General features: G+C 43.2%; 23 protein-coding genes and 1 tRNA gene. 10 read left to right on the top strand and 14 right to left on the bottom strand.

Going from position 1 to position 26922, the window contains the following annotated elements:
* The first annotated feature begins 277 nt into the window (after positions 1–277).
* The 3 genes from IPL34_RS03590 (at position 278) to IPL34_RS03580 (ending at position 3331) form a co-directional block, all read left to right on the top strand.
* Positions 278–1834 carry a YdiU family protein gene (locus tag IPL34_RS03590; RefSeq protein ID WP_296837835.1) on the top strand — a complete coding sequence of 519 codons (1557 nt, stop codon included), beginning with the start codon at positions 278–280 and terminating at the stop codon, positions 1832–1834.
* Between the two features lie 190 nt (positions 1835–2024).
* Complete coding sequence (locus tag IPL34_RS03585; RefSeq protein WP_296837829.1) at positions 2025–2669, top strand: response regulator transcription factor; 645 nt, start codon at positions 2025–2027, stop codon at positions 2667–2669.
* A gap of 191 nt (positions 2670–2860) precedes the next feature.
* Positions 2861–3331 carry a hypothetical protein gene (locus IPL34_RS03580; RefSeq protein WP_296837825.1) on the top strand — a complete coding sequence of 157 codons (471 nt, stop codon included), beginning with the start codon at positions 2861–2863 and terminating at the stop codon, positions 3329–3331.
* Between the two features lie 53 nt (positions 3332–3384).
* Here the strand turns inward: IPL34_RS03580 and ubiD are convergent, their stop codons facing one another.
* From ubiD to IPL34_RS03560, 4 genes are all read right to left on the bottom strand, one after another.
* Entirely contained in the window at positions 3385–4848 is a 1464-nt protein-coding gene (gene ubiD, locus IPL34_RS03575) for a 4-hydroxy-3-polyprenylbenzoate decarboxylase (RefSeq protein WP_296837821.1), read from the bottom strand.
* A gap of 20 nt (positions 4849–4868) precedes the next feature.
* A complete protein-coding gene (locus IPL34_RS03570; RefSeq protein ID WP_296837817.1) occupies positions 4869–6575 on the bottom strand; it encodes an AAA family ATPase in 1707 nt (568 codons plus the stop codon).
* Between the two features lie 78 nt (positions 6576–6653).
* The gene (locus IPL34_RS03565) at positions 6654–8351 is read right to left on the bottom strand and encodes an AAA family ATPase (protein ID WP_296837813.1); all 1698 of its coding nucleotides are present in this window, start codon (positions 8349–8351) and stop codon (positions 6654–6656) included.
* Positions 8352–8686: 335 nt separating this feature from the next.
* A complete protein-coding gene (locus IPL34_RS03560) occupies positions 8687–11884 on the bottom strand; it encodes a tetratricopeptide repeat protein (protein WP_296837808.1) in 3198 nt (1065 codons plus the stop codon).
* A 142-nt stretch (positions 11885–12026) separates the two neighbouring features.
* Between IPL34_RS03560 and IPL34_RS03555 the strand changes: the two genes are divergently transcribed.
* The 4 genes from IPL34_RS03555 to IPL34_RS03540 all read left to right on the top strand — a co-directional run bounded on the left by IPL34_RS03555 (position 12027) and on the right by IPL34_RS03540 (position 14503).
* Positions 12027–12392, top strand: coding sequence for a trypco2 family protein (locus IPL34_RS03555; RefSeq protein WP_296837803.1), 366 nt, complete (start codon positions 12027–12029; stop codon positions 12390–12392).
* Between the two features lie 128 nt (positions 12393–12520).
* A complete protein-coding gene (gene rplM / locus IPL34_RS03550; protein WP_296837800.1) occupies positions 12521–12949 on the top strand; it encodes a 50S ribosomal protein L13 in 429 nt (142 codons plus the stop codon).
* 13 nt (positions 12950–12962) lie between these two features.
* Positions 12963–13355 carry a 30S ribosomal protein S9 gene (rpsI, locus tag IPL34_RS03545; RefSeq protein WP_296837797.1) on the top strand — a complete coding sequence of 131 codons (393 nt, stop codon included), beginning with the start codon at positions 12963–12965 and terminating at the stop codon, positions 13353–13355.
* A gap of 182 nt (positions 13356–13537) precedes the next feature.
* On the top strand, positions 13538–14503 hold the full coding sequence (locus tag IPL34_RS03540; RefSeq protein ID WP_296837794.1) for a porin: 966 nt from the start codon (positions 13538–13540) through the stop codon (positions 14501–14503).
* A 46-nt stretch (positions 14504–14549) separates the two neighbouring features.
* On the opposite strand, the gene IPL34_RS03535 is transcribed toward IPL34_RS03540, so the two are convergent.
* From IPL34_RS03535 to IPL34_RS03515, 5 genes are all read right to left on the bottom strand, one after another.
* Positions 14550–15257: a DUF3365 domain-containing protein gene (locus tag IPL34_RS03535; RefSeq protein ID WP_296837791.1), complete on the bottom strand. Its 708-nt coding sequence runs from the start codon at positions 15255–15257 to the stop codon at positions 14550–14552.
* Between the two features lie 62 nt (positions 15258–15319).
* Positions 15320–16405, bottom strand: coding sequence for an ABC transporter ATP-binding protein (locus tag IPL34_RS03530; protein ID WP_296837787.1), 1086 nt, complete (start codon positions 16403–16405; stop codon positions 15320–15322).
* A 16-nt stretch (positions 16406–16421) separates the two neighbouring features.
* A complete protein-coding gene (locus tag IPL34_RS03525) occupies positions 16422–17222 on the bottom strand; it encodes an ABC transporter permease (protein WP_296837784.1) in 801 nt (266 codons plus the stop codon).
* Positions 17219–18109: an ABC transporter permease subunit gene (locus tag IPL34_RS03520; protein ID WP_296837781.1), complete on the bottom strand. Its 891-nt coding sequence runs from the start codon at positions 18107–18109 to the stop codon at positions 17219–17221. The genes IPL34_RS03525 and IPL34_RS03520 overlap by 4 nt, the downstream gene beginning before the upstream one ends.
* Entirely contained in the window at positions 18109–19209 is a 1101-nt protein-coding gene (locus IPL34_RS03515; protein WP_296837780.1) for an ABC transporter substrate-binding protein, read from the bottom strand. The genes IPL34_RS03520 and IPL34_RS03515 overlap by 1 nt, the downstream gene beginning before the upstream one ends.
* A gap of 205 nt (positions 19210–19414) precedes the next feature.
* Here IPL34_RS03515 and IPL34_RS03510 point away from each other — a divergent pair, with 205 nt between their 5' ends.
* Complete coding sequence (locus tag IPL34_RS03510; protein ID WP_296837778.1) at positions 19415–23302, top strand: DUF3683 domain-containing protein; 3888 nt, start codon at positions 19415–19417, stop codon at positions 23300–23302.
* A 52-nt stretch (positions 23303–23354) separates the two neighbouring features.
* Here IPL34_RS03510 and IPL34_RS03505 read toward each other — a convergent pair whose 3' ends face one another.
* Both IPL34_RS03505 and IPL34_RS03500 read right to left on the bottom strand, forming a co-directional pair.
* A complete protein-coding gene (locus tag IPL34_RS03505) occupies positions 23355–23777 on the bottom strand; it encodes a PIN domain-containing protein (RefSeq protein WP_296837775.1) in 423 nt (140 codons plus the stop codon).
* Positions 23774–23992 carry a hypothetical protein gene (locus tag IPL34_RS03500; protein ID WP_296837773.1) on the bottom strand — a complete coding sequence of 73 codons (219 nt, stop codon included), beginning with the start codon at positions 23990–23992 and terminating at the stop codon, positions 23774–23776. Before IPL34_RS03500 ends, IPL34_RS03505 begins: the two co-directional genes overlap by 4 nt.
* A gap of 718 nt (positions 23993–24710) precedes the next feature.
* Between IPL34_RS03500 and IPL34_RS03495 the strand changes: the two genes are divergently transcribed.
* Both IPL34_RS03495 and IPL34_RS03490 read left to right on the top strand, forming a co-directional pair.
* Complete coding sequence (locus tag IPL34_RS03495; RefSeq protein WP_296837770.1) at positions 24711–24992, top strand: hypothetical protein; 282 nt, start codon at positions 24711–24713, stop codon at positions 24990–24992.
* Complete coding sequence (locus IPL34_RS03490) at positions 24967–25158, top strand: hypothetical protein (RefSeq protein WP_296837768.1); 192 nt, start codon at positions 24967–24969, stop codon at positions 25156–25158. The genes IPL34_RS03495 and IPL34_RS03490 overlap by 26 nt, the downstream gene beginning before the upstream one ends.
* A 336-nt stretch (positions 25159–25494) precedes the next feature.
* Here IPL34_RS03490 and IPL34_RS03485 read toward each other — a convergent pair whose 3' ends face one another.
* The 3 genes from IPL34_RS03485 to IPL34_RS03475 form a co-directional block, all read right to left on the bottom strand.
* Positions 25495–25842: a XisI protein gene (locus IPL34_RS03485; protein ID WP_296837765.1), complete on the bottom strand. Its 348-nt coding sequence runs from the start codon at positions 25840–25842 to the stop codon at positions 25495–25497.
* Complete coding sequence (locus IPL34_RS03480) at positions 25830–26279, bottom strand: XisH family protein (RefSeq protein WP_296837762.1); 450 nt, start codon at positions 26277–26279, stop codon at positions 25830–25832. The genes IPL34_RS03485 and IPL34_RS03480 overlap by 13 nt, the downstream gene beginning before the upstream one ends.
* Positions 26280–26671: 392 nt before the next feature.
* Positions 26672–26747, bottom strand: a tRNA-Asn gene (locus IPL34_RS03475).
* Between the last annotated feature and the right edge of the window lie 175 nt (positions 26748–26922).

The raw sequence follows: 26922 nt of genomic DNA, 5'->3' as shown, positions 1-26922 counted from the left end.
TTTAAATGACTGAGTAGTTTGAGGTAGATCACTAGGGTGGGGTAAGTGTTTTGGAAAGGGTTGTGCTGTTTGAGCGCAGCGAGTTTCACTACCCTTGGAAAAACATTTACCCCACCCTAGTGATCACTTGCCAGTAGCAGTTGCTCAAAGACTAGGTGAGGCAATTCTTTTTCCAAGCTAGCTAAACTCGCTTCGCTCAAACAGTATCTAGCTTTCCAAAAGAACTACCCCACCTAGTCTTATTTACCCGTGCTCGTTCGTAACCTAAGGAATTCTGATGCGTCCATTGCAATTTGATAATCGCTTTGTGCAAGAGTTAGCAGGCGATCCTTTAACGACCAATGTCTCACGTCAAGTACACGGAGCCTTATGGTCAAAAGTGCTACCGACTGCTGTGAAAGCGCCTCAACTATTAAGTTATGCGCCTGAGGTAGCTGAGTTATTAGGTTGGTCTGCGGAGGATATGCAAAGCAGCGATGCTGCACAGATACTCTCTGGTAATCAGTTATTAGATGGAATGTTTACCTTTGCTACTTGTTATGGGGGGCATCAGTTTGGTAATTGGGCAGGTCAATTAGGAGACGGTCGTGCGATTAGTTTAGGCGAAAGTGTGAATGCTGAGGGGCAGCGCTGGGAATTGCAATTAAAGGGAGCGGGTAGAACGCCGTATTCGCGTAATGCGGATGGGCGGGCGGTATTGCGCTCATCGGTACGTGAGTACTTATGCAGTGAAGCTATGCACCACTTAGGCATTCCGACCACGCGGGCTTTAAGCCTAGTCAATACAGGTGAGGGTGTACTACGTGATATGTTTTACGATGGTCATCCTAAAATCGAGCCGGGGGCGATTGTCTGTCGTGTAGCACCTTCGTTTATTCGTTTTGGTCATTTTGAATTGCCTGCGGCACGCGGTGATTTAAAGTTGCTGAATCAACTGATTGATTTCACTATTGAGCGTGATTACCCGCAATTAATAGGCGATACCGATTCTAAACGTGCGCAATGGTTTGAGCTGATTAGTATGCGCACCGCACGCCTCATGGCGGATTGGATGCGGGTGGGTTTTGTGCATGGGGTGATGAATACCGACAATATGTCGATTTTGGGCTTGACGATTGATTATGGTCCTTATGGTTGGTTGGAAGATTACAACCCGATGTGGACGCCTAATACCACGGATGCGCACGGTTTGCGCTATGCGTATGCGTCACAACCCTATATTGCGCATTGGAATCTGGCGCAATTAGCTAATGCACTATCTCAAGTAATGCCTGATGAACCCCTAGAGTCAGGGTTGAATGCTTATGGCGCTACTTATAATCAAGTCTTTAATTATGCACTGGCTACTAAATTGGGTTTGAAGCAATTAGGAGCTGAGGATGAGCCTTGGGTAGAGCAACTATTTGAATTAATGCGCACTTCCGAAGTTGATATGACGCTTTTTTTTAGGGAGTTAGCGCAATTAGATTTACAACGACCTACTTTAAATGTCATCGCTGATGCTTTCTACCGTCCTGAGTATTTAGAGCGTGATCGTGAAGCTTGGGCGAATTGGTTAGAGACCTATGCTAAACGTTCCTTACAAGAGGTGACTGATTTTGAGGAGCGCAAAACTCGTATGCATTCAGTAAATCCACGCTTTGTTTTGCGTAATTACTTAGCACAAGAAGCGATTGATTTAGCAGAGCAGGGAGATAGTTCGCGGATTGAGCAGCTCTTACAAGTATTGCGCAAACCTTACGATGAGCAACCTGCGTTTAATCATTTTGCCCAAAAACGTCCTGAGTGGGCGCGGGTGCGGGCAGGGTGTTCGATGTTGTCGTGTAGTTCTTAGGTGAAGAATACTTTCCTATCGTCGCTATTAAAGATTTAAGCACTAAGTCATGAGTATCTAGCTCCTGCAATAGCCATGATGCACAGAGGAGCTATTTAAGCCCTCTATATTATAAGGTATTTGCTAAACTAATCGAGTCTGAGAGAGTAGCTCAGCATTTCGAGGTCAGAGTGTCAGGCGAGGGTTAGTGATGCGTATATTGATAGTCGATAGTTGTCCACTATTTCGTGAAGCTTTGAGCCATCATTTGATGGAGATTTATGCTAACGGTACGGTGGTAGAGGCTGCTACTTTAGCGGAAGCCTTAGGGTTAGAGGAGTTATATACGCATTTTGATCTCATTTTATTAGCGCTAGATTGTCAGCAAGATCAGCTTTTGAGCGACTTACAATTATTAAAAATACATTATCCAGAAGCACCCATTGTTTTAATGTCGACCTTAAATGATGTGGTGATTGCGCGATTGATGCTCAATGCAGGGGCGCAGGGTTTTATCACTAAATCAGCCGATGCCAGTGAGTGGCGGAGTGCTCTACGCTTAATTTTAGCAGGTGAGTCTTATATTTCCCCTTCTCTACTCAGTAGTACTCAACGTGATATATCGCCATTAGCTCCTTTGCCTATGCAGGTGCTTCCCGCTGTTTTGACCGCCCGCCAAATCGAGGTGCTTGATTTAGTCGCTAAAGGTTTACCTAACAAAACCATTGCCCAGCGCCTTAATTGCTCCGAAGGCACTATCAAACTACATGTGAGCGCCATTTTAAAAGCCTTACATGCTCATAATCGTACCGAAGCGGTACGAATTGCCAGTCACTTAACCCATATTAGTCGATAGGCTAGTACAAAAGTTATATCTCACTTATAAGCTCTAATAGTTAATTATTTGAAATATATGGGATTTGATTTTTCCTTACATATTCAATTTTTTAAGCTAAAGAAATATAGTGATTTTATGCTTTATATATAAACTAACTCTTAAAGAACGATATTTAATTTTTAATTGCAACTTTTATAAGGGTTAGTGAAATGAAAAAAGTACTGACAATTTTAGCTGTGTTAGCGCTTGGTAATATTAGTAATGTTTTAGCAGATGTATCTGGTTCGAATAGTGTGAGTGTTGGTGGTGGGTTCGCCGAGGTAAGCGTGCAAATCTATAATAATGGAGTAGTAGCTTTTGATACACATGCTAAAAGTAAGAAATGGAATCAAGGTGTGAAAGCAGAAACATTTGCTATAGGAGTTGATGGTCAGGGTAATGCTATTTACGTTTCTCAAGCGTTTAATATTCCTACTGCTTGTGGTACAACAGATACCTGTTCATCAAACGCACGCAAAACTTTTAGTTATAACATTGACACAGCAGTAGCTGGTAATGTTAGTAAAATTGATGTTTATATTGGTGGCAGAGGTGCTTTGGGGCCAACCTTAGATGGAACTATCAATAAAGCAAAAGAGGTTTGTAATGCTTTACATATACCTTGTAGTCTAGGTAATTAGTACAATATCTGGCTAATAAAACTAACAATTTTATTAGCCAGAACTATAAAGCCTTATATTCCCAAACTCGCCCACAGCTCATCCACGCGCTCTTTAACCGCTTTATCCATAACTATAGGTGTACCCCATTCTCGATTAGTTTCACCGGGCCATTTATTGGTGGCATCTAAACCCATTTTGGAACCTAGACCCGAAATAGGTGAGGCAAAATCTAAATAATCAATCGGAGTATTTTTAATTAAAGTGGTATCGCGTTCGGGATCCATGCGTGTGGTAATCGCCCACATCACGTCTTTCCAATCGCGGGTATTAATATCGTCATCGACCACAATAATAAATTTGGTATACATAAACTGGCGCAAGAAAGACCATATCCCCATCATGACCCGTTTCGCGTGCCCCGGATATTGTTTTTTCATACTAACTACCGCAAGACGATAGGAACAACCCTCCGGTGGTAAATAAAAATCGACAATTTCAGGAAATTGCTTTTGTAAAATCGGTACAAATACTTCATTTAAAGCCACGCCTAAAATGGCGGGTTCATCGGGTGGGCGTCCAGTATAAGTGCTATGGTAAATGGGATTTTTGCGCTGTGTAATACGCTCAATAGTAAATACGGGGAAGTTATCCACTTCATTATAATAACCCGTGTGATCCCCATAAGGCCCTTCAGGAGCCATATCATCAGGGTAAATATGTCCCTCTAACACATATTCCGCTGAGGCAGGCACTTGTAATTCCGAGCCTAACGCTTTAACTACTTCAGTACGCGAACCGCGTAAGAGTCCGGCAAAGGCATATTCTGACAAGGTATCGGGTACAGGTGTGACCGCACCTAAAATCGTGGCAGGATCAGCCCCTAGTGCCACCGCAATAGGAAATGGTTTGCCCGGATTGTGTTTTTGAAACTCACGAAAATCTAATGCGCCCCCGCGATGCGAGAGCCAACGCATAATCACGCGATTTTTACCAATCACTTGTTGGCGATAAATGCCTAGATTTTGGCGCTTTTTTTCTGGTCCTTTAGTAATGACTAACCCCCAAGTAATGAGCGGAGCGGCATCACCTGGCCAACAGGTTTGAATCGGGATTTGATTGAGATCGACTTGCTCACCTTCCAGTACTAGCTCTTGGCAAGGGGCAGAGCGTAATACTTTGGGCGCCATATCCAGTACTTTTTTGAAAATAGGTAAGGCATTTAACGCATCTTTAAAACCTTTGGGCGGTTCAGGTTGTTTGAGCATGGCGAGTAATTTGCCAATCTCGCGCAAAGCCTCTACCGAATCCGCACCCATCCCCAACGCCACACGGCGTGGTGTACCAAATAGGTTGGCCAGTACAGGGACGGTATGACCTTTAGGCTTTTCAAAGAGTAAAGCAGGACCTTCAGAGCGCAGCACGCGGTCGGCGATTTCGGTCATTTCTAAATAGGGATCGACCTCAACCGAGATACGTTTGAGTTCGCCCATAGCTTCCAATTGTTGGATAAAGTCGCGTAGATCATGGTATTTCATGACGCAAATCATAGCTAAAGTTATGGGAGGGAGCTATTAATCTTTGTTACTACGACCTCCTCGCCATCGGTCAACATCACCCAAGCCGATAGTTTAGGACGCCCCTTTAAATCGGGTAGTTGTAAATAACCTTGCACCTGCTCAATGCCTTGCTGGAGCTTTTCTTCCCAAACATTGGGGTGCTTATGGCGCTCGGATTGCTTACAAAACTTTAGCTCAATTAAATGCTCATGCTTAATCGCATAAGGACTACGCTCTAATAATAAAATATCGGGGTATTTTTGATTCACCTCTGGCTCACTCTGAATAAAATAAGCCTCGGATTGATGCAGCAAAGTCACGATGAGCATCTTAATATGCTTCTCATCAAAGCGTAGAAAATCTCGATTGGATAAGGCTTTCAATACTCGCTCCGCCTCAAGACGCAACGGCTCCATATCATCATGCAGGGCTAGGGCAATGGTGGCTTTTTCAAGGGTGCGATTCGCAATGGTGATCTGATTCTTACGCTCAATCTCGACCTTAAAGTACTCAAAATAGAGCACCTTAATCACATAATTAGGAATCACAAAGCGCTGATAGGTGAGTTCATTGCCTTCAAACGCAATAAAGCCCATGTAATACAATAAACTGACAAAATCATCTCGATCAAAGCCCTTGTCAAAATCGAATTTGCGCCGTTGTTTAGCCATGACGAAGCCTTCATTAATCAGCTCATCGAGGACTTCGTAATTACTATCTCGATTCCCGATTTTAAACATGGCTAGAATCTTGCCGTAATCGGAAGCGATGTTTTCATCGAGCATATGGGAAGGGTAAGCGCAATCACGTAGATTAAATTGTTTAACAAAATACAACACCATATCTGCATTATACATAGCACAAGCAGGTTGAGCGAATTGATAACCGTTGTACCATTTTTTTACATCTTCCATTAAGGGTTCTAAACTCAAAGCGCATACTTCGGTTAAGGGTTTTACTAAAAACTCTGTTTCAGCACGAGTAAAGCCAATAGCTTCATTAAAACTAGGGTGCAGACTCAGATTTTCTACGACATTAAACCCTGAGGTCAGGCTATCGAGCATAATTGGTGTGACGCCTGTGATAAATAAACGATCTAGAATCCCCTGTTGGGTTCCCGCTTTGAGTACTTCATAAAAAGCGCGAACAAATCCGCCTTTACCCATAATGCTACGAAAATGATTCAGGTCATCCGCCATAAGGGAGTTAGCAAAATGGTCGTATTCGTCAATCAGTAAATAGATTTTCTGATTTTTAGCCGCTGCTAAAACATGACGGATTTTATCAGCAGGATTCAGTTGTTGGCTCAGTTGTTGAATAGTATTTTCTGAATAATGATAACGCTCTAAAAAAGTTCGACATTGGATTTCAATACTTTGATTAAAACCAGTAAAAATATTGCTATGGCTATCGGTGGCAATACCGCTAAATTCTAAAAAGAGTACTTGGTATTGATTATGGTCGGGGGTGGGGTTTTGCCCAATGGCTAAGTGTCCAAAGAGGGTATCAAAGTCTTGGGCGCTATTCACATCGTAATAATATTGCAGCATGGAAAGGAATAGGCTTTTACCAAAGCGGCGTGGGCGTAATAGTACTTGATGTCGCCCTGTGTCCTCAAGGGTGCGAATAAAGGCGGTTTTGTCGATGTAGGTGTAGTGGTTTTTGATAACAATCGCGAAGTTGCTTAGACCGTAGGGGATTTTCATGCCAATACTTAGCCTCTGATTAATGGGTTTTTTTAGTAGGATGATCAGGTTGCCTTTGGAGGAGTTCCAAGCGAAATTTTAGTTGACTCTAGCGACCACTACTTCCTCCCCATCGGTTAGCATGATCCAAGCTGATAATTTAGAGCATCCTTTTATATCCGGTAATTGCAAATAACCTTGTACTTGTTGAATGCCTGAATTTAATTTATCTTGCCATAGTTTCTTACGGTCTGACTTTTTGCAGAACTTTAATTCAATTAAGTGTTCATGCTGAATCGCGTAAGGACTACGTTCTAATAATAATATATCGGGGTATTTTTGATTGATTTCTGGTTCGCTTTGAATAAAGTAGGCAGCAGATTGATAGAGTAAGGTCACGATCAACATTTTAATATGCTTTTCATCAAACTGTATAAAGTCACGATTAGACAAAGCTTGCAGTACTCGTTCTACTTCAATACGTAAGGGTTCAATATTGTCGTGTAGTGCTAAAGCAATAATAGCCTTTTCAATGGTTCGATTGGAAATAGTAATTTGATTTTTACGTTCAATTTCGACTTTAAAGTACTCAAAATACAGCACTTTAATCACATAATTAGGAATAACAAAGCGTTGTTGTGTTAGCTCATTACCCGCAAAGGCAATAAAGCCCATGTAGTAAAGCAGACTAATAAAGTCATCACGATCAAAACCTTTGTCAAAGTCAAATTTGCGACGTTGGCTAGCCGTTATTACTCCTTCATTAATTAATTCAGCCAGTACTTCATAGTTTTCATCTCGATTACCAATTTTAAACATGGCTAAAATCTTACCGTAATCAGAAGCAATATTTTCGTCTAGCATGTGTGCGGGATGGCTACAATCTTGAGTATTAAAGTTATCAATAAAATATAATACCATATCTGAGTTGTACTGGCAGTTATCACGACTATCCATTGAGAATCGATAGCCATTATACCATTGTTTGACCGCTAGCATTAAATCATCAAGCTTTAGATTACACTGTTGAGTTAATGACTGTACTAATGACTCTGTTTCGGTACGAGTAAAACCAATGGCTTCATTAAATTTTGAATCTAATGATAGATTTTTGACGACATTAAACCCCGACGTTAGGCTATCGAGCATAATAGGGGTAACACCTGTGATAAATAAACGGTCTAAAATCCCCTGTTGCGTTCCCGCTTTAAGTACTTCATAAAAAGCTCTGACAAATCCGCCTTTGCCCATGATAGTACGAAAATGATTCAGATCATCAGCCATGAGGGAGTTTGCAAAATGATCGTATTCATCGATGAGTAGATAAAGTTTTTGATCTATAGCCCAAGTCAATAAGTAGTTCATTTTATCGGCTGGGCTGGCATTATTGATCTGAGAGAAACCCTGCTGTACGGATTCGGGGTATCCATATTTATGCAGGAATACGCTAATGGCTACGCCAATTTTATTATTAAAGGCGTCGTAAATCCCTTTATGATCGTCGGTGGCAATCCCACTAAATTCTAAAAAGAGTACTTGGTATTGATTGTGGTCGGGGGTGGGGTTTTGCCCGATGGCTAGGTGTCCAAAGAGGGTATTAAAGTCTTGGGTGCTATGGCTGTCGTAGTAGTATTGCAACATGGATAAAAATAAGCTTTTACCAAAGCGGCGCGGGCGTAGCAGTATGTGGTGGCGTCCTTCGTCTTCGAGGGTGCGAATAAAGGGCGTTTTGTCGATGTAGGTGTAGTTATTTTTGATAACAATCGCAAAGTTGCTTAGACCGTAGGGGATTTTCATGCCAATACTCAGCGTCTGGTTGATGGTCTAAGCATAGCATGAACGGGTTAGGGTTTGGGGTTGCTACTATTGGTTAGGTAGGGTTTTAGGGTGTCGAAGTCGGCGCGTTTGTTGATTACTTCGGCAGCGGCTTTTAGGAAAGGTACGTGGGGATTGCCTTCCTTCTCGGCGCGTTCGATGTTGGGGGAGAAGTCCCATTCTTCACGATTTTCTGGGTCTTTTAGGAGGGTAATTAAGTTAGTTTTGGCTTCGGGGTAGTCGTTGGGGAAATGGGCTAGGCGGTAGAACCATAGTTCAGTGTCTAGTAATTGATATTTACCATGATTGGCAATGTTTTATAGATCACTAACATATACATAGGCAGATTCAACAGCTTGTTGCTGTAGTTTCGCTGCTTTGTCGTAATTTCTTCTAATTTTTGTCATGAATTTAGCAAAGTTTCTAAGATTAGTGGCGTTTCTGGGATCTGCCTCAATAGCCTGTTGATAGAGTTTTTCAGCTTCATCGTAATCGTGCCGAATATCAGTCATGAAATTAGCAAAGTTGCCAAGGATTTTGGCACGTTCAGAATGAGTACCTTGTTTAAGGGATTTCTCAATCTTGCGATGACCAGCAATGTCTTTTAGAACCCCTGTTATAAAAATCAAAAAGTCTTTAAGGGCATTGGGGTGTTCTTCCGTATCAATCTCAACCTGAATAGCCTGCCGATAAAGTTTTTCAGCCTCATCATGGTTGTGTCGGATACCCGCCATAAAGTTAGCAAAATTGCCAAGGTTGGTAGCATGTGTTGGGTCTGATTCAATAGCTTGTTGATAGAGTTTTTCAGCCTCATCATACCTGTGTAGGCTTTCCACCATAAAGAAGGCATAGTTGCCAAGGTTAGTGGCATTTGTAGGGTCTGCTTCGATAGATTGCTGATAGAGTTTTTCAGCTTTTTCAGGATTATACTTACTGCGGATGGTAGCTAGTCTGCCCAGAGTATCGGCGTATTCAGGGTTAACCTCAATAGCTTGTTGATAAAGTTTTTTAGCCTTATCAGGGGCATTTAGAACGTTTTTGAGGAAGAAAGCAAAGTTACCAAGGTTAGTAGCATTTTTAGGGTCAACCTCAATAGCTTGTTGGTAGAGCTTTTCAGCATCATTATGGTTATGTCGAACATCTGCGATAAAGTTAGCAAATTTACCAAGTATATTGGCATTTGTAGGGTCTGTTTCTAGTGCTTTACGATAAAGATGCTCAAGGCGATAGTATAGTTTTGTTTTTTTAGGCTTATCATCCTGTAATATCTGAGAAATGTCCTCTAAAGTATCAATATCAGCAAAGTCCGATTCAATCAACCTCTCAAACGAACTATCTAATTGACCATAGTTAATAGGTTTCTCTTGACTAGGGAGTGATGTCGCCACCATTAGAGTTAACTCTCTAGCCTCATAAAAAGCATTTCTCGTGCGTGCTTGTGCATCTATTGCTTCCTGTCGTTGCCAAATCGCTACTGCCGCCACAATACTAATTACGCCAATGACTCCAGCTACAACCCCCTGCCGAGTCCTACGCTGCCTTTGCTCCACCTTTGCACTCAAATGAATAAAACTCTGTGCTTCTGCCCCCAACATCAACGCATGACTTTTTAAGTACTCCTGAGCTTCGGGCAAATGATAACCCTTTAATAAATCATCATTAACCTTATTGTGTTTAACCCAATCCGCCAAACGCTGTTTTAGCCGCTCCTCCCAAACCCGAAAATCCCGATACTCCTCCATCCACTCCCGCAGCCGTCCCCATTCACGAATCAATGCCTCATGGATAACCTCAACCGTAGGTAGCTCATCACCCAACTCTTGACCCGTCACAATCAAACGATGATCCGCCAGCTTAGGTAGCAATACCTGATCAGCCACAGAAAAATCACTAAAGCGTGCCACCTGCCGCGTATCCTCCGCCCCCGCACCAGGTACAATCAGCTTCACCATAATGCGCTTAATCGCCTCTCGCTCTTCAGCAGAGTAGCTATTAAAAACCTGTTCAGCATGTTGCGCCAACGCATGAGCTACACCCCCAATCTCATCTAAGGCTTGATGGGTCAATAAGCGTCCTTGTTGACGCTTCCATAACTCACTTAAGGCAAACTCTAATAAAGGCAATTGCCCCGCATTGTCATCATCCAGCTCTAATAAAATCCGTTCTACTAAACCCTGTTCTAAATCCACCCCCAATGGGTCAGCAGGTTCAATAATGGCTCGCTTTAGCTCGTCCTTACTCATTCCAGTTAAAATAACCTGTTGAGCCGCATACTGTTTTAATACTTGAGCCAAAGGTGCATAAGCTAAGGCACGCGCCATAAAGTCAGCACGTAAAGACAGGAGTACGGTGATGCTGCTAGCCGGATTGGCAATTAACTCAAGCAATAGATTGATGTAATCAGCTTGGAGTTTTTCATTTTTAGTTTGGGTATAAAGCTCTTCAAACTGATCAATAATCAGCAGTAGATGCTGTTTACCACTAGCATGTAAGGCATCTTCTAAAAGAGACTCCAGAGAAACCTGATGGTTTTGGAGTTGATCAGGTAAGGTATTAACTAATTCGGCACGTTTAAGTGGTTCTACATCGGAGTAATGTAAATGAATAATTTGTTTAGCAAGTGATCTAAACGGTTCATTACTAGGGCGTATCTGGACAACCAAATGATTGCCTTGCTGATGCAGTTGATACATTAAACCCGCATTAAGTAGGGAGGACTTACCACTACCACTAATACCCATCAGAAACACAAAGCGGCTAGTACTCACCTGATGAATCAGCTCTTGAGTCACTGCCTCACGTCCAAAGAAATTATGGGCATGTTGCTCTTCAAAAACAGCCAAGCCCCGATAAGGGTTGCGTAAGAGATTGAGTTCGTTAGCTTTAGGAAAGGCTTGGAGCAATCTTGCCAGTGGCAACATATAAGCCGTTTTGAGATCAGCTCGTATAGTCACTAGCATGCCCGTGACACCACATCTCTCATTATCCCAAACAGGTGCGCCACTAAAACCCTCTTCAATCGGACGCTCCATATTGAGTTGAATAGTATCAGATGCAGTCAAGCCACCTATCCGACCATCCGCCCAACTACCTTCAGAGATATTAAAACCAAATGCTTGAAACGGACGTTGAGAAAAATAGTCATGCTCAGTTAACTGAACCAACTTGGGGATTGCTAGGGGCTTGGGTGTATCAATCAGCTCTAAAATAGCAATATCATCCAGATCAAAAAACCTGCGCTCTTGAGGTATCCATTTCACCACTTTAGCTACCAAGTCACGGTGTAGCTCAGCATGAGGGCTATTTAAAAAGGACAGGGTAAGAAGTTCTTGCTCTGTAGGTGGGACAGTATTCTTTTTGTCGCGCCCCAATGCAGCATTGACCACATGCGCACAAGTCACCACGTGCCTTTCAGTCAAAGTAAAACCTGTACCGACTATTGAGGTAAGTGCTTGATCGTAAATGCAGGCAATCGCGGGATTAATGATTTCACTATGAACTGAGCGGGTAGACATAGGACACATCCAACTTAAGGGTCTATTAGATAAACGTAACAAAATTCTGGATAAGTGGATAGGCTAAAGTAGTGATAGTGCGTTTAATTTTTTCTGGTATAAAGTGTTGAACTGAAATTGAGATTATAAGGACGGGGTGAATATGGAACAGGTGATAGAAGGTTTAGAGTTAACAGCAGTAGTCGCCTCATTACGCGAGCAATTAGCTCAGGCACGCGAGCAAGCCCAAGTGCAAGGACTATTATTTCAAATCGATAAAATTGAGGTGGAGTTTCAGACTGTAGTGCAAAAAGAGGGCAATAGCACAGCGGGGGCAAAGATGAAATTTTGGGTATTAGACGCTGAAGCGAGTTTAGGTGGTAAATATAGTCATGCTGCCACGCATAAGATTAAATTGAGTTTAGCACCGATTGATACCAATACCGAGTCAGTACAGGCAGCAGAAAATGCTAAGCATACCGGTGCGGTACGTATTAGTGGCAATGTACAACGCGTGCAAAAGGAATAAATAGGCACAGATCAAATGATTCCGATAGGCAAAGCCCACTAAATCAAGCTTGAATCCTAAACTTGATTAGACTAGAATGCGCGGTCTATTTTCTCAGGTTAAAAAAATACACTCTCTGGAGTTCGGGAATGAAAACATTCAGTGCAAAACCGGCTGAGGTTAAGCGCGACTGGTACGTAATTGACGCCGAAGGTAAAGCGCTTGGCCGCTTGGCCACCGAAGTGGCACGTCGTCTACGTGGCAAACACAAGCCAGAATACACACCTCACGTCGATACTGGCGATTATATTATTGTCCTCAATGCTGACAAAGTAGGCATTACGGGCAATAAAGCCAAAGACAAAATTTATTACAAGCACACGGGCTATATCGGTAATATGAAAGCAACTTCGTTTGAGAAGATGCAACAACGTGCCCCTGGTCGTGTGATTGAATTAGCGGTAAAGGGCATGCTTCCTAAAAATCCATTAGGTCGTGCTATGTATCGCAAACTAAAAATCTATGCAGGTACTGAGCACGGTCATCAAGCTCAGCAACCACTACCATTAGAATTCTGAGGCATAAAACGTCATGGCTGAAACTCAATACTACGGAACAGGTCGCCGCAAATCTTCTTCGGCTCGTGTGTTCTTACGTAATGGTACTGGCAATATTACCGTTAATAACTTGCCCTTAGATAAGTTCTTTGGTCGTCAAACTTCCTCTATGGTAGTGCGCCAACCCTTACAAGCTGTATCCTTAAGCGATAAATTCGATATTACTGTCACCGTTGAAGGTGGTGGTATGACCGGTCAAGCGGGTGCGATTCGCTTAGGTATTGCTCGCGCTTTACTGCAATATGATGAAGCCTTACGTGGTACTTTAAAGCAAGCATCCTTCTTAACTCGTGATGCGCGTAAAGTCGAACGTAAGAAAGTCGGCTTACACAAAGCACGTCGTGCTACCCAATTCTCTAAGCGTTAATCGTTTACCCGAACTTATTGGGTGGTCACCAAGTAAAAAGCTGCTTTTTAGCAGCTTTTTGCGTTTTTAAGTAGATATTGCCTATAGTATAAAAACAGCTAAAGGGCTTTTGACCTTAGCGAGTTTAATGATCACACTGGCCCTGTTAAATCCTTTCATCAATGATTTTGTGGAGCCACCCTATGCGTATTTGGGGATTAAGTACGTTATTGTTATTAACGACTTCTGTACAAGCAGGAACCTTAACGCTCTACGGTCAACTACAAGCGCATTATGGTGATGAGCGGGCTAAAACCGATGGAGCCATCCAACAACGCCAAGCATTAGGTTCCGAGGGAAGTTTCATCGGGCTTAAAGGTTTTAGACCACTGAATCATCAGCTCGATATAACCTTCATGAACGAAACCTTGTTGCAGCTACAAACGCACGACAATAATTTCCGTTCCCTTACTCGTCAAAGACAGCATTGGTTAGGACTACGTAGTCCCTATGGTGAGGTGCGCACCGGTAAGCAATTTATGCCCAGTAAAGTACTTAGCCATGAATTCGATAATTTTAAAGACCAGTTTGGGTCTGTAAACGTGCTGATTCAACCTGATACGACGGTAAGTGATTCACTACTGTATATTCAGCAGCTCGGCAAAACGGAGGTCGCTTTGGGATGGGGACGGGATAAAGATACTACTTTGTCTGAGCGCTCGGTACGGGGCGGATTGATTAATTATAAAACTAAACAAGGTTGGGTAATGGGGGCTAGTTTAGAGGTCAAACCTAATACTTATACCGATGGGCGCTTAAGCCTAAGCTTTAAAAATAATAAGTCCGAAATAGGGTTACTCTACCAGCACTTAGATGCAAAATCGAATCAGGTACTAGGTCAGGATGCCAAGTCCTTAGTGTTTAATGCTAGCCAAACTCGTGGCAAATGGACTGTTAAAGCTCAAACAGGGCGTAAAGAAGATAAAACCGCCTCGGCGACCAAGCTAGGTGCTTTAGGTGTCGATTATACAGCTAACGCTAAACTAAAATTTTATGCAGAACACAGTGTAATCTCGGATAAAGATGGTGGAGTGCAATTAGGCGCGGGTGCACGTTTACAAGGTAAAAGCGCACAAGCTACTTCATTCGGTATGGTATATAAGTTCTAAATTTAAAGAGAGTATTCACCTCGACCGGAATACTCTCATAGCGAGCTTATTGTGCAGTTGTTTGAGTAGCAGAGGCAGTTAAGTCCTTCACCACGACAAACGCGCCGCGAATGTCGCCTTCCTTATAACCTATGGCTTTATCATTCGGATATAGCTCAGAGATTTTGGCACTCACATCGGGCGCAATAGTAGAGCCATGACAGGCTAAACAAACACTAGCGGTAGGAATAGCTTTCATAAAGCGATATTCATTACCCACGATGTCAGCATAGGCGAGTGTATCAGGTGTTTCGCCTTTGGCTTTGCGAGCTTCAAAGTCGTTTAATACTTGAACCTGCCATTCGTTAGCTTGACCCATCACTGGATTACGATTTTTTAAACTCACACGACTAACTTGCATACCGGACTCGGTGGAAACGGCTTTAGCAATTTCAGGCGCTTTCAAATTACAAATACTCAGCGCTGCAATAGGACCACCTGCTTGCATGGCTGCTTCCAGTTCACCTTTGAGCGTACCCCCTAGTTTTTGCGCGGCATTTTTAGCCTGTTCGGTTAGAGCGGCTTTATCTGGTGCTGCGCTACTAGCAGGTGCAGGTTTAGCTTCTGGAGTAGCACTAGGTGCGGGTGTTGCTGCGGGTGCTGGAGCTTGAGTTGGTGTGGCTTCGGTTTTAGGTGCGTCTGCTGCGGGCTTATCACTACCACCACAGGCGGTTAAGACTAATGCTAAGCTTAGGGTAATGAGAGGAGCTTTCATGGTCATCCTTATCAAACTAAAAATTATATTCAGTGATTAATTATAACTTGAAACAGCGAACACTAAGCCTTCCCTATGGGATAGGTTAATTGCTCCTCTAACACCAGTACTTGGCTAGGATTAAAATAAACCTTAAGTGCTTGCCCTACTTGAATAGGATCTAATTGGGGTTGGTTAAATTGATCTAGTACTAAGGTTTGTTTACCAGTATTCAGTTGTACCCTTAACACTGAGCCTAAAAACTGCACTTGTTGGACTTGCCCGATTAGCATTTGATGGGTGTTCTCTTTAGGAAGCAGACTAAACGCTTCTGGGCGTAGAGCTAATTGAATGTTTGCTCCTAGTGAGTTTGCTAATGGACGTTGTAATTGAATAGTTTGACCATCAAGCTGTAGTACACCTTGCTTAGGATCTAGGACGGTGGCATTTAACACATTCAGCGCACCGACAAAAGAAGCTACAAAACGGGTACTAGGTTGATTATAAATAGCAAGCGGTGTACCGACTTGTTCAATATGTCCTTGATTCATTACTACAATGCGGTCAGAAATCGAGAGGGCTTCTTCTTGGTCATGGGTCACAAAAATAGTAGTAATGCCTAGGCTACGTTGAATAGTACGAATATCTTCCCGTAGTGCTACGCGAATTTTGGCATCTAAAGCGGATAAAGGCTCATCTAATAATAAAACTTTAGGTTTAATCGCTAAGGCACGCGCCAATGCCACGCGCTGCTGTTGACCACCGGAGAGTTGAAAGGGATAGCGATCACCTAAGCCCGTTAATTTAATCAGCGCCAGCATCTCTTGTACGGTTTGCTGAATCAGTGCTTTAGGCTGACGTGCCACACTTAAGCCAAAGCCAATATTTTGTGCCACAGTTAAATTGGGAAATAGGGCGTAGCTTTGGAATACCATACCGATATTGCGCTGATTAGGCTTAAGTTTAACCACATCGTGCCCCTCAATCCGAATTTGTCCCGCTGATGGGGTTTCAAATCCAGCAATCATACGCAATACCGTGGTTTTACCGCAGCCACTAGGTCCCAAAAAGGAAATAAACTCACCTTGCTCAACACTTAAATTAAAGTCGTGGACTACAGCTTGTTTACCATAGTGCTTATGCAATTGTGCTATTTCTAAAAACGCCATCGGAGTGTCCTAATTCTTAGCGGTGTTGAGGGATAGCTAAATGCCGTTGCCAGCGATTAACAAACTGAATCAAGCCCATGCAAAGCCAAGTTAAGGCAAAAGCAATGACAGCTAACGCCGCAGGCTCATAAGCACGATTCGCCCCCATTAATTGCATATACGGGCCAAAGGCGGGGCGATTAAGCAGTGCGGCGAGTACAAACTCACCAATCACAATAGCAAAGGTCAAAAAAGCACCCGATAGAATGGCGACCGAAACATTGGGTAAGATAATGCGCCAAATTAAGGTAAATTTACTTGCCCCCAAGCTCTGAGCAGCTTCGGTGAGCGTGACAATATCTAAACTACGTAATCCAGTATCCACGGCACGATATAAATAGGGTAGGGCTAAAGTGGTGTAGCCACAGACCATTAGTAAATCAGTCGACCAAGCAGCACCCGTCAAAGGTAGCCATGAGGAGGTGTTATAAAGGCGGATATAGCCAAATACTATGACAATAGCGGGAATGACTAGGGGCAATAGGGTGATAAATTCAATCACTGGACGCCAATGGGGGAGTTTCAATCTGACCCAATATGCAGTCGGTACGACTAATACCACCCCCATCACAATCGTGGCACAAGCCATGAGTAAGGAATAGCCAAAAGTCGCTTGAAATTGCGGATCAGCCAGCACCACGCGATAAGCTTCTAAGCTATAAGTACCGCGCAACATACGCAGCGAAAATTCAAACGTCCCCAGCAAGGGCAGACCAAAATAAATAATAGCCACCGCCAACGCTAACCAAGCCCAGAGGCGCGACATCATACTATTCATTTTAACCACCGCTCACTACGCGCTCGCATCCACAAATAAATACTATTCGCCACTAGGGTAATCACTACCATCCCAAAGGCTAGGGCATAACCTAGGTGAGGGTCTTGTAATACATCCCCACGAATTTGAGCGAATAATAAAATCGGTACAATAGATAAGGAGCTACCTGTTAGAGCATAAGCAGTGGCCACCGCTCCAAAGGCATTAGCAAATAACAGCGCGAAAGTACCCAATAGCGAAGGGAATAAAATCGGTAAAGCCACCTTGAGCCAATATTGCAGCGTTGATGCACCTAACATAGCTGCTGCTTCGCGCCACTCGCGTTTTAGACCATCAAGAGCGGGGGTAATAATCAAAATCATCAGTGGGATTTGGAAAAATAAATAAGTGAGGGTTAGACCCCAAAAACTTAAAATATTAAATCCCGTCGCATACAGATTAATGCCAAACCAATCGCGTAATACTAGGGTCACTAATCCCAAACGCCCTAAAGTGGCTAGAAAGGCGAAAGCCAAGGGAACACCCGCAAAATTAGAGGCAACCCCGGAAAAAGTCATTAAGGGCGCTCTGACCCAACGCGGTAAGCCACCGTGTACCACTGCAACCGCAATGGCAAAGCCTACTACGCCACCCAGCAAGGCAGAGGCAATACTGATTTTAAGACTAATAGCATAGGAGGCGAGGATAGAGGGCTGAAAAAGCTGATAAATATTGGCTAGAGTCCATTCACCTGCACTATTGCGAAATGCACCTAGCATAATGTGTGCGGTGGGCAGTAATAAAAACAGTAAGGCAAATAATAAAAAGGGCATCACGCCCAACCAAGCCCATGATCTTGGTTGAGCGTGAGGCTTAGCGGGTGTAGTGCTAGCGGTGAGTAAGGGCATTACTTCACATTCGCCCCTACGACGCTATCCCATTGAGCGGTAATCACCGCTTTGGCAGCTTCTTGATCGGCTACAGTGGGAAAGGCTGCTTTGGCATAGGCTTCAGCAGGTGGGAGTGCTTTGAGTAAGTCCTCAGGGATTTTTTTATTACTAGCTAAATCTTGGAAACGACTAGGATGGCAATACCCTTTTAAATAGCCTAATTGTCCCTCATCTGAATATAGGTGCTCCATCCATAATTTGGCAGCATTAGGATGAGGCGCATAGGCACTAATCCCTTGCACATAAACCCCTGCTACCACGCCTGATTTAGGAATCACGACTTCAATCTCTGGATTACCTTTTAAGGTATCGCGTGCGGATAAGGCATTATAATCCCAGAAAATCACAATCGGGGTAGCCCCTTGCGCCATAGTTCCAGCCTTACCAATAGTAGGAACAAAATTACCCGCTTTATTTAATTCTGCAAAAAAGTCTAAGCCAGACTTAGCAATGGCTTCGGCTCCGGTAGCACCTTTACTCAAACCAGCGGCATAGACGGCTAGAATAGCTTGGTTAGAGGCACGCGGATCACCAGATAGAGCTACGCTATTAGCGTATTCAGGCTTTAAGAGATCTGCCCAATCTTGTGGGACATTTTGTACTAGATCTTTATTGACGGCGAAGGCGAGTACTCCGTAGTAGTCCGCATACCAGTTACCATCAGCGTCTTTAAGTTCTGCGCTAATGCTGTCCCATGTAGACACTTTATAGGGTTGTAATAAGCCTTCTTTTTGAGCGGCGGGACCAAACGCAAAGCCTATATCAATGACATCGGGGGCTTGTGGACCTTTATTGTCTTTATTAGCACGGATAGCTTCGAGTTCATCCGCTGAACCTGCATCGGGATTCAGCTCATTGACTTTAATGTCGGGGTATTTAGCTTTAAAGCCACCGATAATATCACCATAACCACACCAATCATGGGGTAGCGCGATGGTAGTCAACATGCCTTCAGCTTTGGCAGCCTGCTCTAGAGCGGCTAAATCATTAGCATAGAGGCTAGTATTCAACGTGAGGCTGAGCGTTACGCTCAATAAGGCCAAGCGAGGGTTTAGCATAGTTATCATCTCCATAAAGCGGTTGCTCCACTAAGCATAGCAGAGCTGAGTGACAAATAGATGACATTTATAATGCCTAACAATGGCTTAGGTATAATGAAAACTCGCCTGAAGAATTAGGGAAAAATAAACCCTAAAAGGTTCTTGTTTTTTTCATTGTTGCATCGCGGTAAAATGCTCCTCTTTGCATAATCAAGTGCCTAGCATGACTGCTCTAACTAAAACTCAATTAACACCCGTAGCGAAAGCTGACCCTATTCGTGAGATTCCGTATAACTATACCTCTTTCTCCGATAAAGAAATTGTGTGTCGCCTCTTAGGTGAGCGGGCTTGGGAGATTTTGTCCTCACTACGGTTAGAGCGGGAAACCGGAATTTCCTCACATATGTTGCTGGAAATGCTCGGCGATATGTGGGTAGTGGCGCGTAATCCTTATATTCAAGATGATTTATTGGATCACCCTAAGCGGCAACGTGAGTTTCTGGATACTTTACTCGGACGTTTAACGCGCATTAAAGAGCGTGCTCGTGACAATGCTTTGACTTTAGAGTTAGTCGATCTCGCTTCTCAAGCGGTAGACAAACTGGCTCATGAGTTTGTTGAGCATCAACAATTACGCGAGCAAGCCAAAAAGCGGTTTTACAAAATTACTCGTAAAGACAATATTCAATTTGATGGCTTAGCACGGGTGTCGCATGTTACGGATGCAACCGATTGGCGTGTGGAGTTGCCCTTTGTAGTACTAGCTCCTGATACCGAAGAGGAAATGGCGCGTTTAGTCCAAGGTTGTATTGAGCTAGGTCTAACCGTCATACCGCGTGGGGGTGGGACAGGATACACCGGAGGGGCGATTCCACTGACTAAATTCAGTGCCGTGATTAATACTGAAAAGCTAGAGTTCTTAAGTGAAGTCAGCTTTCGCACTGATTTGCCCGAAGTAGATAAAACGGTTCCCGTGGTGCGGGCTGAAGCAGGGGTAGTGACTAAGCGTGTGTCAGACCTTGCAGCTAAGCATCAATTAGTCTTTGCCGTAGACCCTACCTCGCAAAATGCCTCTACCATTGGCGGCAATATTGCGATGAATGCAGGGGGCAAAAAGGCGGTTTTGTGGGGAACAGCGCTTGATAATCTACTCTCATGGCGCATGGTCACACCCGATGCCGAGTGGCTAGAAGTCACCCGCATTAATCACAATCTGGGTAAAATCCACGATCAAGCTGAAGTCAAATTCTCAGTACAACGCTTTGAAGCCAATGGTAAAACACCCAAAGGCGCACCCACTCTTATGACTTTTGCGGGACAATATTTCCGTAAAGTAGGTTTGGGTAAAGATGTCACGAATAAATTCTTAGGTGGTTTGCCCGGTATTCAAAAAGAGGGATGTGATGGTTTAATCACTTCAGCAGAATTTATTCTGCATCGTATGCCGGACAATATTCGCACCGTATGCCTAGAGTTCTATGGTACTGATTTACACCAAGCCGTGCCTGCCATTGTTGAAATCAAAGACTATGTGGATGGACGCGATGATGTGCTGCTCTCTGGCTTAGAGCATTTAGATGAGCGTTATATTAAAGCGGTCAAATATACACCCAAAGGGGCACGCGGACGTTTGCCTAAGATGGTGTTGATTGCGGATATTGTGAGCGATGATCCTGATGCAGTAGCACAAACAGCGGCGGAAATGGTGCGCCTTGCTAATGCGCGTAATGCGGAGGGCTTTATTGCGGTGAGTCCCGAAGCACGACGGCAGTTTTGGGCAGATCGTTCACGCACCGCAGCGATTGCTAAGCATACCAATGCGTTTAAGATCAATGAGGACGTGGTGATTCCGCTGCATAATTTGGCGGCTTATACCGAAGGCATTGAGCGCATTAATGTGCAGCAATCGATGCAAAATAAGCTCAAGATTTTAAATGCAGTCTTGGAATACTTAGCAGGTGAACAGCCCGAATTGCGCCATGTGCCTAACTATGAGGCGAGTGCTGAACGTCAAGCGATGTTAGACTCTAAAAAGCAAGCGGCTACCGAATACTTGCTGAGCGTCAAACAACGTTGGGAAAGTACGCTTGCGAATTTTGACCAGCCTGCGATTGCTCATCCTGAGCTGTTAAATGAACCCGCCCGCGCTGCGATTCGTGAGGGTGATCGCTTAATCGATGTGTTGTTGCGCCTTGATCTACGCATTTCGTATCGGGCTGAAGTCGAGCGTCCGCTGAAAGAGATTTTTGCCGGGGGCGAGTTAGAGCCATTACGTCAATCACTGGATAAGATTCACGCCAAATATCGCTCTGGGCGCTTATTCGTAGCACTGCATATGCATGCAGGTGACGGTAATGTGCATACCAATATTCCGGTCAATTCCAATGATTACGAAATGCTGCACGAGGCTGAACGTGTAGTCGATCAAATCATGATCTTAGCGCGGTCACTCGATGGGGTAATTTCAGGCGAGCACGGTATTGGTCTAACCAAGTATCAATATTTGGATGAGCGTGAAGCGGTTGAATTCGCCGAGTATAAAAAGCAAATTGATCCTAATGGTCATTTCAATAAAGGTAAATTACTCCCCGGTTCTGGTTTGGACAATGCCTATACTCCCTCCTTACGCTTAGTGGAGCGCGAAGCCTTATTGCTCGAACATAATGAATTAGGTGAGCTGAATAAGAGCATTAAGGACTGCTTACGCTGTGGTAAGTGTAAACCGGTGTGCAATACCCATATTCCCCGCGCTAATCTGCTCTATTCTCCGCGCAATAAGATTTTAGCCACTGGGCTAATGATTGAGGCGTTTTTGTATGAGGCTCAAACCCAACGTGGGGTATCGTTACGTCATTTTGATGAAATGAATGATGTGGCGGATCATTGCACAGTCTGCCATAAGTGTTTAGAGCCTTGCCCCGTCAACATCGATTTTGGCGATGTCACGGTCAAAATGCGCAGTATCTTAAAAGCGCAAGGTCAACGCCGCTCTAGTCCGGTGGCGTGGGCGGGCATGCAGTTCTTAAATATTAAAGACGCCAACAAAGTCGAATGGATGCGAGCGGCGATGGTGGGAGTGGGCTTTAAAGCACAAAATCTTGCCTATCAAGTAGCCAAAAAAACCCATTTGATTATTGACTCCAAACGTCCCGAAGCCACCACAGGTAAGCCTACTATCACCACACAAGTGATTCAGTTTGTGAAAAAACCCTTGCCTGCTGGACTACCTGCTAAAACCACTCGCGCTATGTTGGGCTTGGAGGATAATCAAACCATTCCCATTATTCGTGATCCAGTCAAAACCGCTAATGGTCAGGGCGATGCAGTGTTTTATTTCCCCGGCTGCGGTTCTGAGCGCCTGTTTAGTCAGGTGGGGCTAGCGACTATTGCCATGTTGTATGAAGTGGGCGCGACCACCGTATTACCCCCCGGCTATTTGTGCTGTGGCTATCCACAAACCTCTTCGGGTGATCTCAAAAAAGGTAATGCGATTAGCACCGAAAACCGCGTACTCTTTCATCGTGTGGCTAATACGCTGAAATATTTGAATATTAAAACGGTGATCGTGTCCTGTGGGACGTGTATGGATCAGCTCATGAAATATGAGTTTGAGCGTATTTTCCCCGATTGCCGTTTATTGGATATTCATGAGTATCTGCTGGAAAAGGGTATGAAAATGGAAGGGGTTAGTGGGGTGCAGTATGTGTACCATGATCCTTGTCATACGCCGATGAAGCAAATCAACCCTATGAAGGTAGTGAGTGAGCTAACGGGTTCTAAGGTGGTGCTCTCAGAGCGCTGCTGTGGGGAGGCGGGAACCTTTGCGGTGAGTCGCCCTGATATTGCGAGCCAATTACGCTTTCGCAAAGAAGAAAGTCTGAAAGAGGGGATTAAGACTTTGACGGGTGAGGATAAGGCTAAGCAGGGTAATGTGAAAATTCTGACTTCTTGTCCGGCTTGCCAGCAAGGTTTGTCACGTTATCGGGATGATACGGGCATGGACACTGATTATATTGTGGTGGAAATGGCGAATCATTTACTAGGTAAAGAGTGGCAAAAAGCCTTTGTCGAGAAAGCCACGCATGGCGGCATTGAGAAGGTGTTGTTGTAGTTATAATTTTAGGGTTTTTTGGGGCGCATCTGAGGGTGCGTCCTGATTAGGCTTAATCTTTTTTCGTGAACTCAGCGAGTGAGGTTGCCGTGAGCCGCTGTACACCGTCTTGTTTACTGAGTTTACGGTCAAATGTCCATAATGTTTTGTCTTCTTGTTGACTTTCCACAGCAATAATAGAGTCCGCAAAACCTGCATTACTCTGTCGAAAGCGAACTAAGGCTTCTACAAAGTGTGCTTCATGTTGTAGTTGATACGCGGGGTTAGTCTGTAAAACCTCTAAAGCATGTAATACTTCTTCTTTCTCAAGCTCATAGGCTTGCTCTAGTACCCAGACTAATTCTACTTGTACGACTTGTGTGATGAATACTTTACCTGCTCTTTTTACTAATGCCCGTGCTTGCTCAGTTTGTTCGGGTGATTCTTTATCATCCGTAAGTACTCGAACTAATACGTTGGTATCAATAGCGATCAAAGCGTACCACCTTTACGAATGGCTTCGTCCATTTGTTCAAGTGAAACTTTTTTCTTTACTTTAATAACGCCAAAAGAGCTTTCTGCATTAGGTTGTTGCACCACAGTTTTACGGGTTTGATAGCGGGATTTGATGAAGGCTATAAAGTCAATTACCTGCTGTTGTGCATCGGGTGGTAATGTTTCAAAGTCATTGAGTATGGGGTGTGATGTCATGATCGATCCTCAGTGTTTTCACCCTAGAACAGAACTGTGTTATCTAAGCATAGCACAAATGCTAATTCGAGTAATTTGGTGTAGTTTGAATTAGCAACTCTGGCAAGCCGTAAGCTGCGTAAAAGTAGCGGGTAAATTCATACAGCCATGCTGCTATGGGTAAATCCACTATTTCCAGAAAGGGAAGCGGCTAGAGCTTGTCCTTTGAGGATTCGTGAATCAGCTAATTAAAAAGGGGATAAAATTGGGAAGTCAGGGGGCCAACATTACTTGGTTAAGGGTATCAGCAAGCGAGCCATAGCCAAGTTAGTGGATTGCTTCCCCATTACCTTGTATGACTGGCTAGAGCGTAGGAAGTTATTGAAAACTTGACAACATCAAAAAATGATTTATTATTGATGCATACCGTGCATAGTCGGTTTGTAATTATGACAAAAAAAATCTTCTACAAGTCACCCAAAAAGGCTATCAATATAATAGATAACTACAAAAAAAGTAGTTAAGACAGAGAAAGCCTTAGATTTTTTGTTATTAAATCAATTGGAACAACAAATTATGAAAAATGTTTCTCTGTCCAGTTTTCATAGGTGGCAGTTGTCCTTAGTCATTAATCGACTGAGGTATTCTGGCAACTATGAAAATGGGCAATATAAAAGGCATTTAGCTGGATAAAACCATTTTTAAGTAAACAGAATCCTCATATGAATTGAGGATAATCATGAAATTTATTGTAAAACGTGAGCCGGCTAAAGATATTGAAGTTATTAGTTTTGAAATTGAACAACCTAGTATGTGGACACACTGGAAAGCCTTAAGTGTAGCTTTTATAGCAGGTGTGCTCATTACTATAATGGGGCTTGCTTGGGTTTATAAAAGCGACCTTTATAAAAATGGGGTCGAATTTCAGATGAATAGGTCAATGACCTTCAATCTTGGGAAAGTACATGAGCAAGAAAGAAACCGTTCGAGTCCAAATGGAGCTACCACCACCAGCGATTGAACGTTTAAAAGCATTGAAGGATAAAACCGAAGCGTCATCCTATGCAGAGGTCACCAAAAATGCTTATAGGCTTTACGATCTCATCATTGAGATGCAAGAAGCTGGACGTACCTTGATGGTGAAAGAACCTTCTGGAGAAGTTAAAGAGCTACAAATTTTTGTATAAAGCTCTTAAGAACTTAATTTAAAGCTCGTCTAATTAAAAATTAGATGGGCTTTTTTATTTTCAAACCCAACAACTTAAGTATTTGAACTAACTATTTAATCAATTGTTAATTTCCCCTTATTAACCTTCCCATACCACGCTGAATCCGTACCAGAGAGGCAGTATACAACTGCATTTTGCGAATCCAATTTTATGAGTAGTAAATTATGTAGTCCGATAAGGATACTGACGAATGTAGCAAATTAGAGAGCGAGCGGCAAAGAGTAACCCATAGCAAGGCTTAAGATTTTTATGAAAGTACTTTAGCCTTTAAAGAACTAAGTACTTTTTAGCTCACTAAGTCACAGGTAATCCAGTAGCAAAACCAGTAAATTTACGTTTATAAGGTGCATGGAACGCTAATACAATATCGGATTTAGGCACACCTAACTCCACTAACTCATTAGCAATACCCCCCTCCGTTCCATCATGCTGAATCCAAATCAAACCGTCCTTGATTTCCACATGCAATAGCGAGCCATGATAACGGTCATAACCCAACCAACCAATCGTCATAAGCTGGTAACTATCCCGTTTCTCATCAAAAATAAGCTGCATATTTAAATCACCATAAGAGGGTTTAAACTGTGCATAGTATTCCAAAATTTGTTTAATATATTGGCGATACTGATCTAATTTTTCCATTGGGTAATCTCCTCCGTAATAGGGTCAAAGATCACTAATTTAACCTTGTAACGTTGAACAATTTTTTGAGTGATTTCCAGTGAAAAAAACTCTCTATAAGCATCCGCAGGAATGGCTAAATATAAAGTACGTTGTGGTTCATATTCCTCTAAAACGAACTGATAATTTAGAAATTGACCTAACGCAGTATGAAACTCTGAAATCAAAGAGGAGTGAATGAAGTTTTTGACCTCAACTGCAATTTTTTCACTTCCCTTTTCAGCAGCAAGCAGACGTTCTGCTCCTAGATCAATGTGTAAATTGCTATCCCCAAAAGGGACTGTTAGCGGATCGTGTGTGATGATCCACCCCGCTTTGATGAGAGCAGCTTTCACAATATGGTGAAAAAAGTCATAAGCAGGCATTGCTACCGTTCCACACAGAAGAATTGATCTCATTATAGCAGTAGTCTAAGTATTGAAATACTTTATGTGTTATTTGCTCCCGATCATATAGCGATGTGTACCAAACGCCATGCCCATTTCAGCGGTATCCAGTAACCCCCAAAAGTTTTGTACACGCCATACCTAGAAGAAAGAGCCGGAATGATGGAATATGAAGGCCGACTACGGACTACCAAGGCAAGAGAGAACTACAAGCGCGGGGTACTTGCTTAAATGAATATCGATTTAAAAGAAGTATCAAAACCTGAGGGAAAATAAGGCTATTACGGGCTACTCGTAGCACCTCGAAAAACTATTTTTGAGGGAGTCAAAATGCCAAAAGTACACCGTAAAACGCCAAAAGCAAAAAAGGCTGCAAGTATCTGCTTGCAACCCTTTGAATTTGTTGGTTCCTCGAACTGGACTCGAACCAGTGACCCAATGATTAACAGTCATTTGCTTTACCGACTGAGCTATCGAGGAACTGCTAAATGTGGGGCGTGTAATATAGATCACTTTGTTGAGCGTCAACCCTTTTTTTAGCCTATTAAGCTAATTTTTACACCACTTATCTTATACCTCACCACTCACACTTCTATGCAAGTGGCAACTTGGTCAACAGAGTTAAAATCGCTAAAATACCATCATTATAGAAATG

Source organism: Thiofilum sp. (genome assembly GCF_016711335.1).
Classification (GTDB): Bacteria; Pseudomonadota; Gammaproteobacteria; order Thiotrichales; family Thiotrichaceae; genus Thiofilum.
This window is presented reverse-complemented; position numbering and strand designations above follow the sequence as displayed.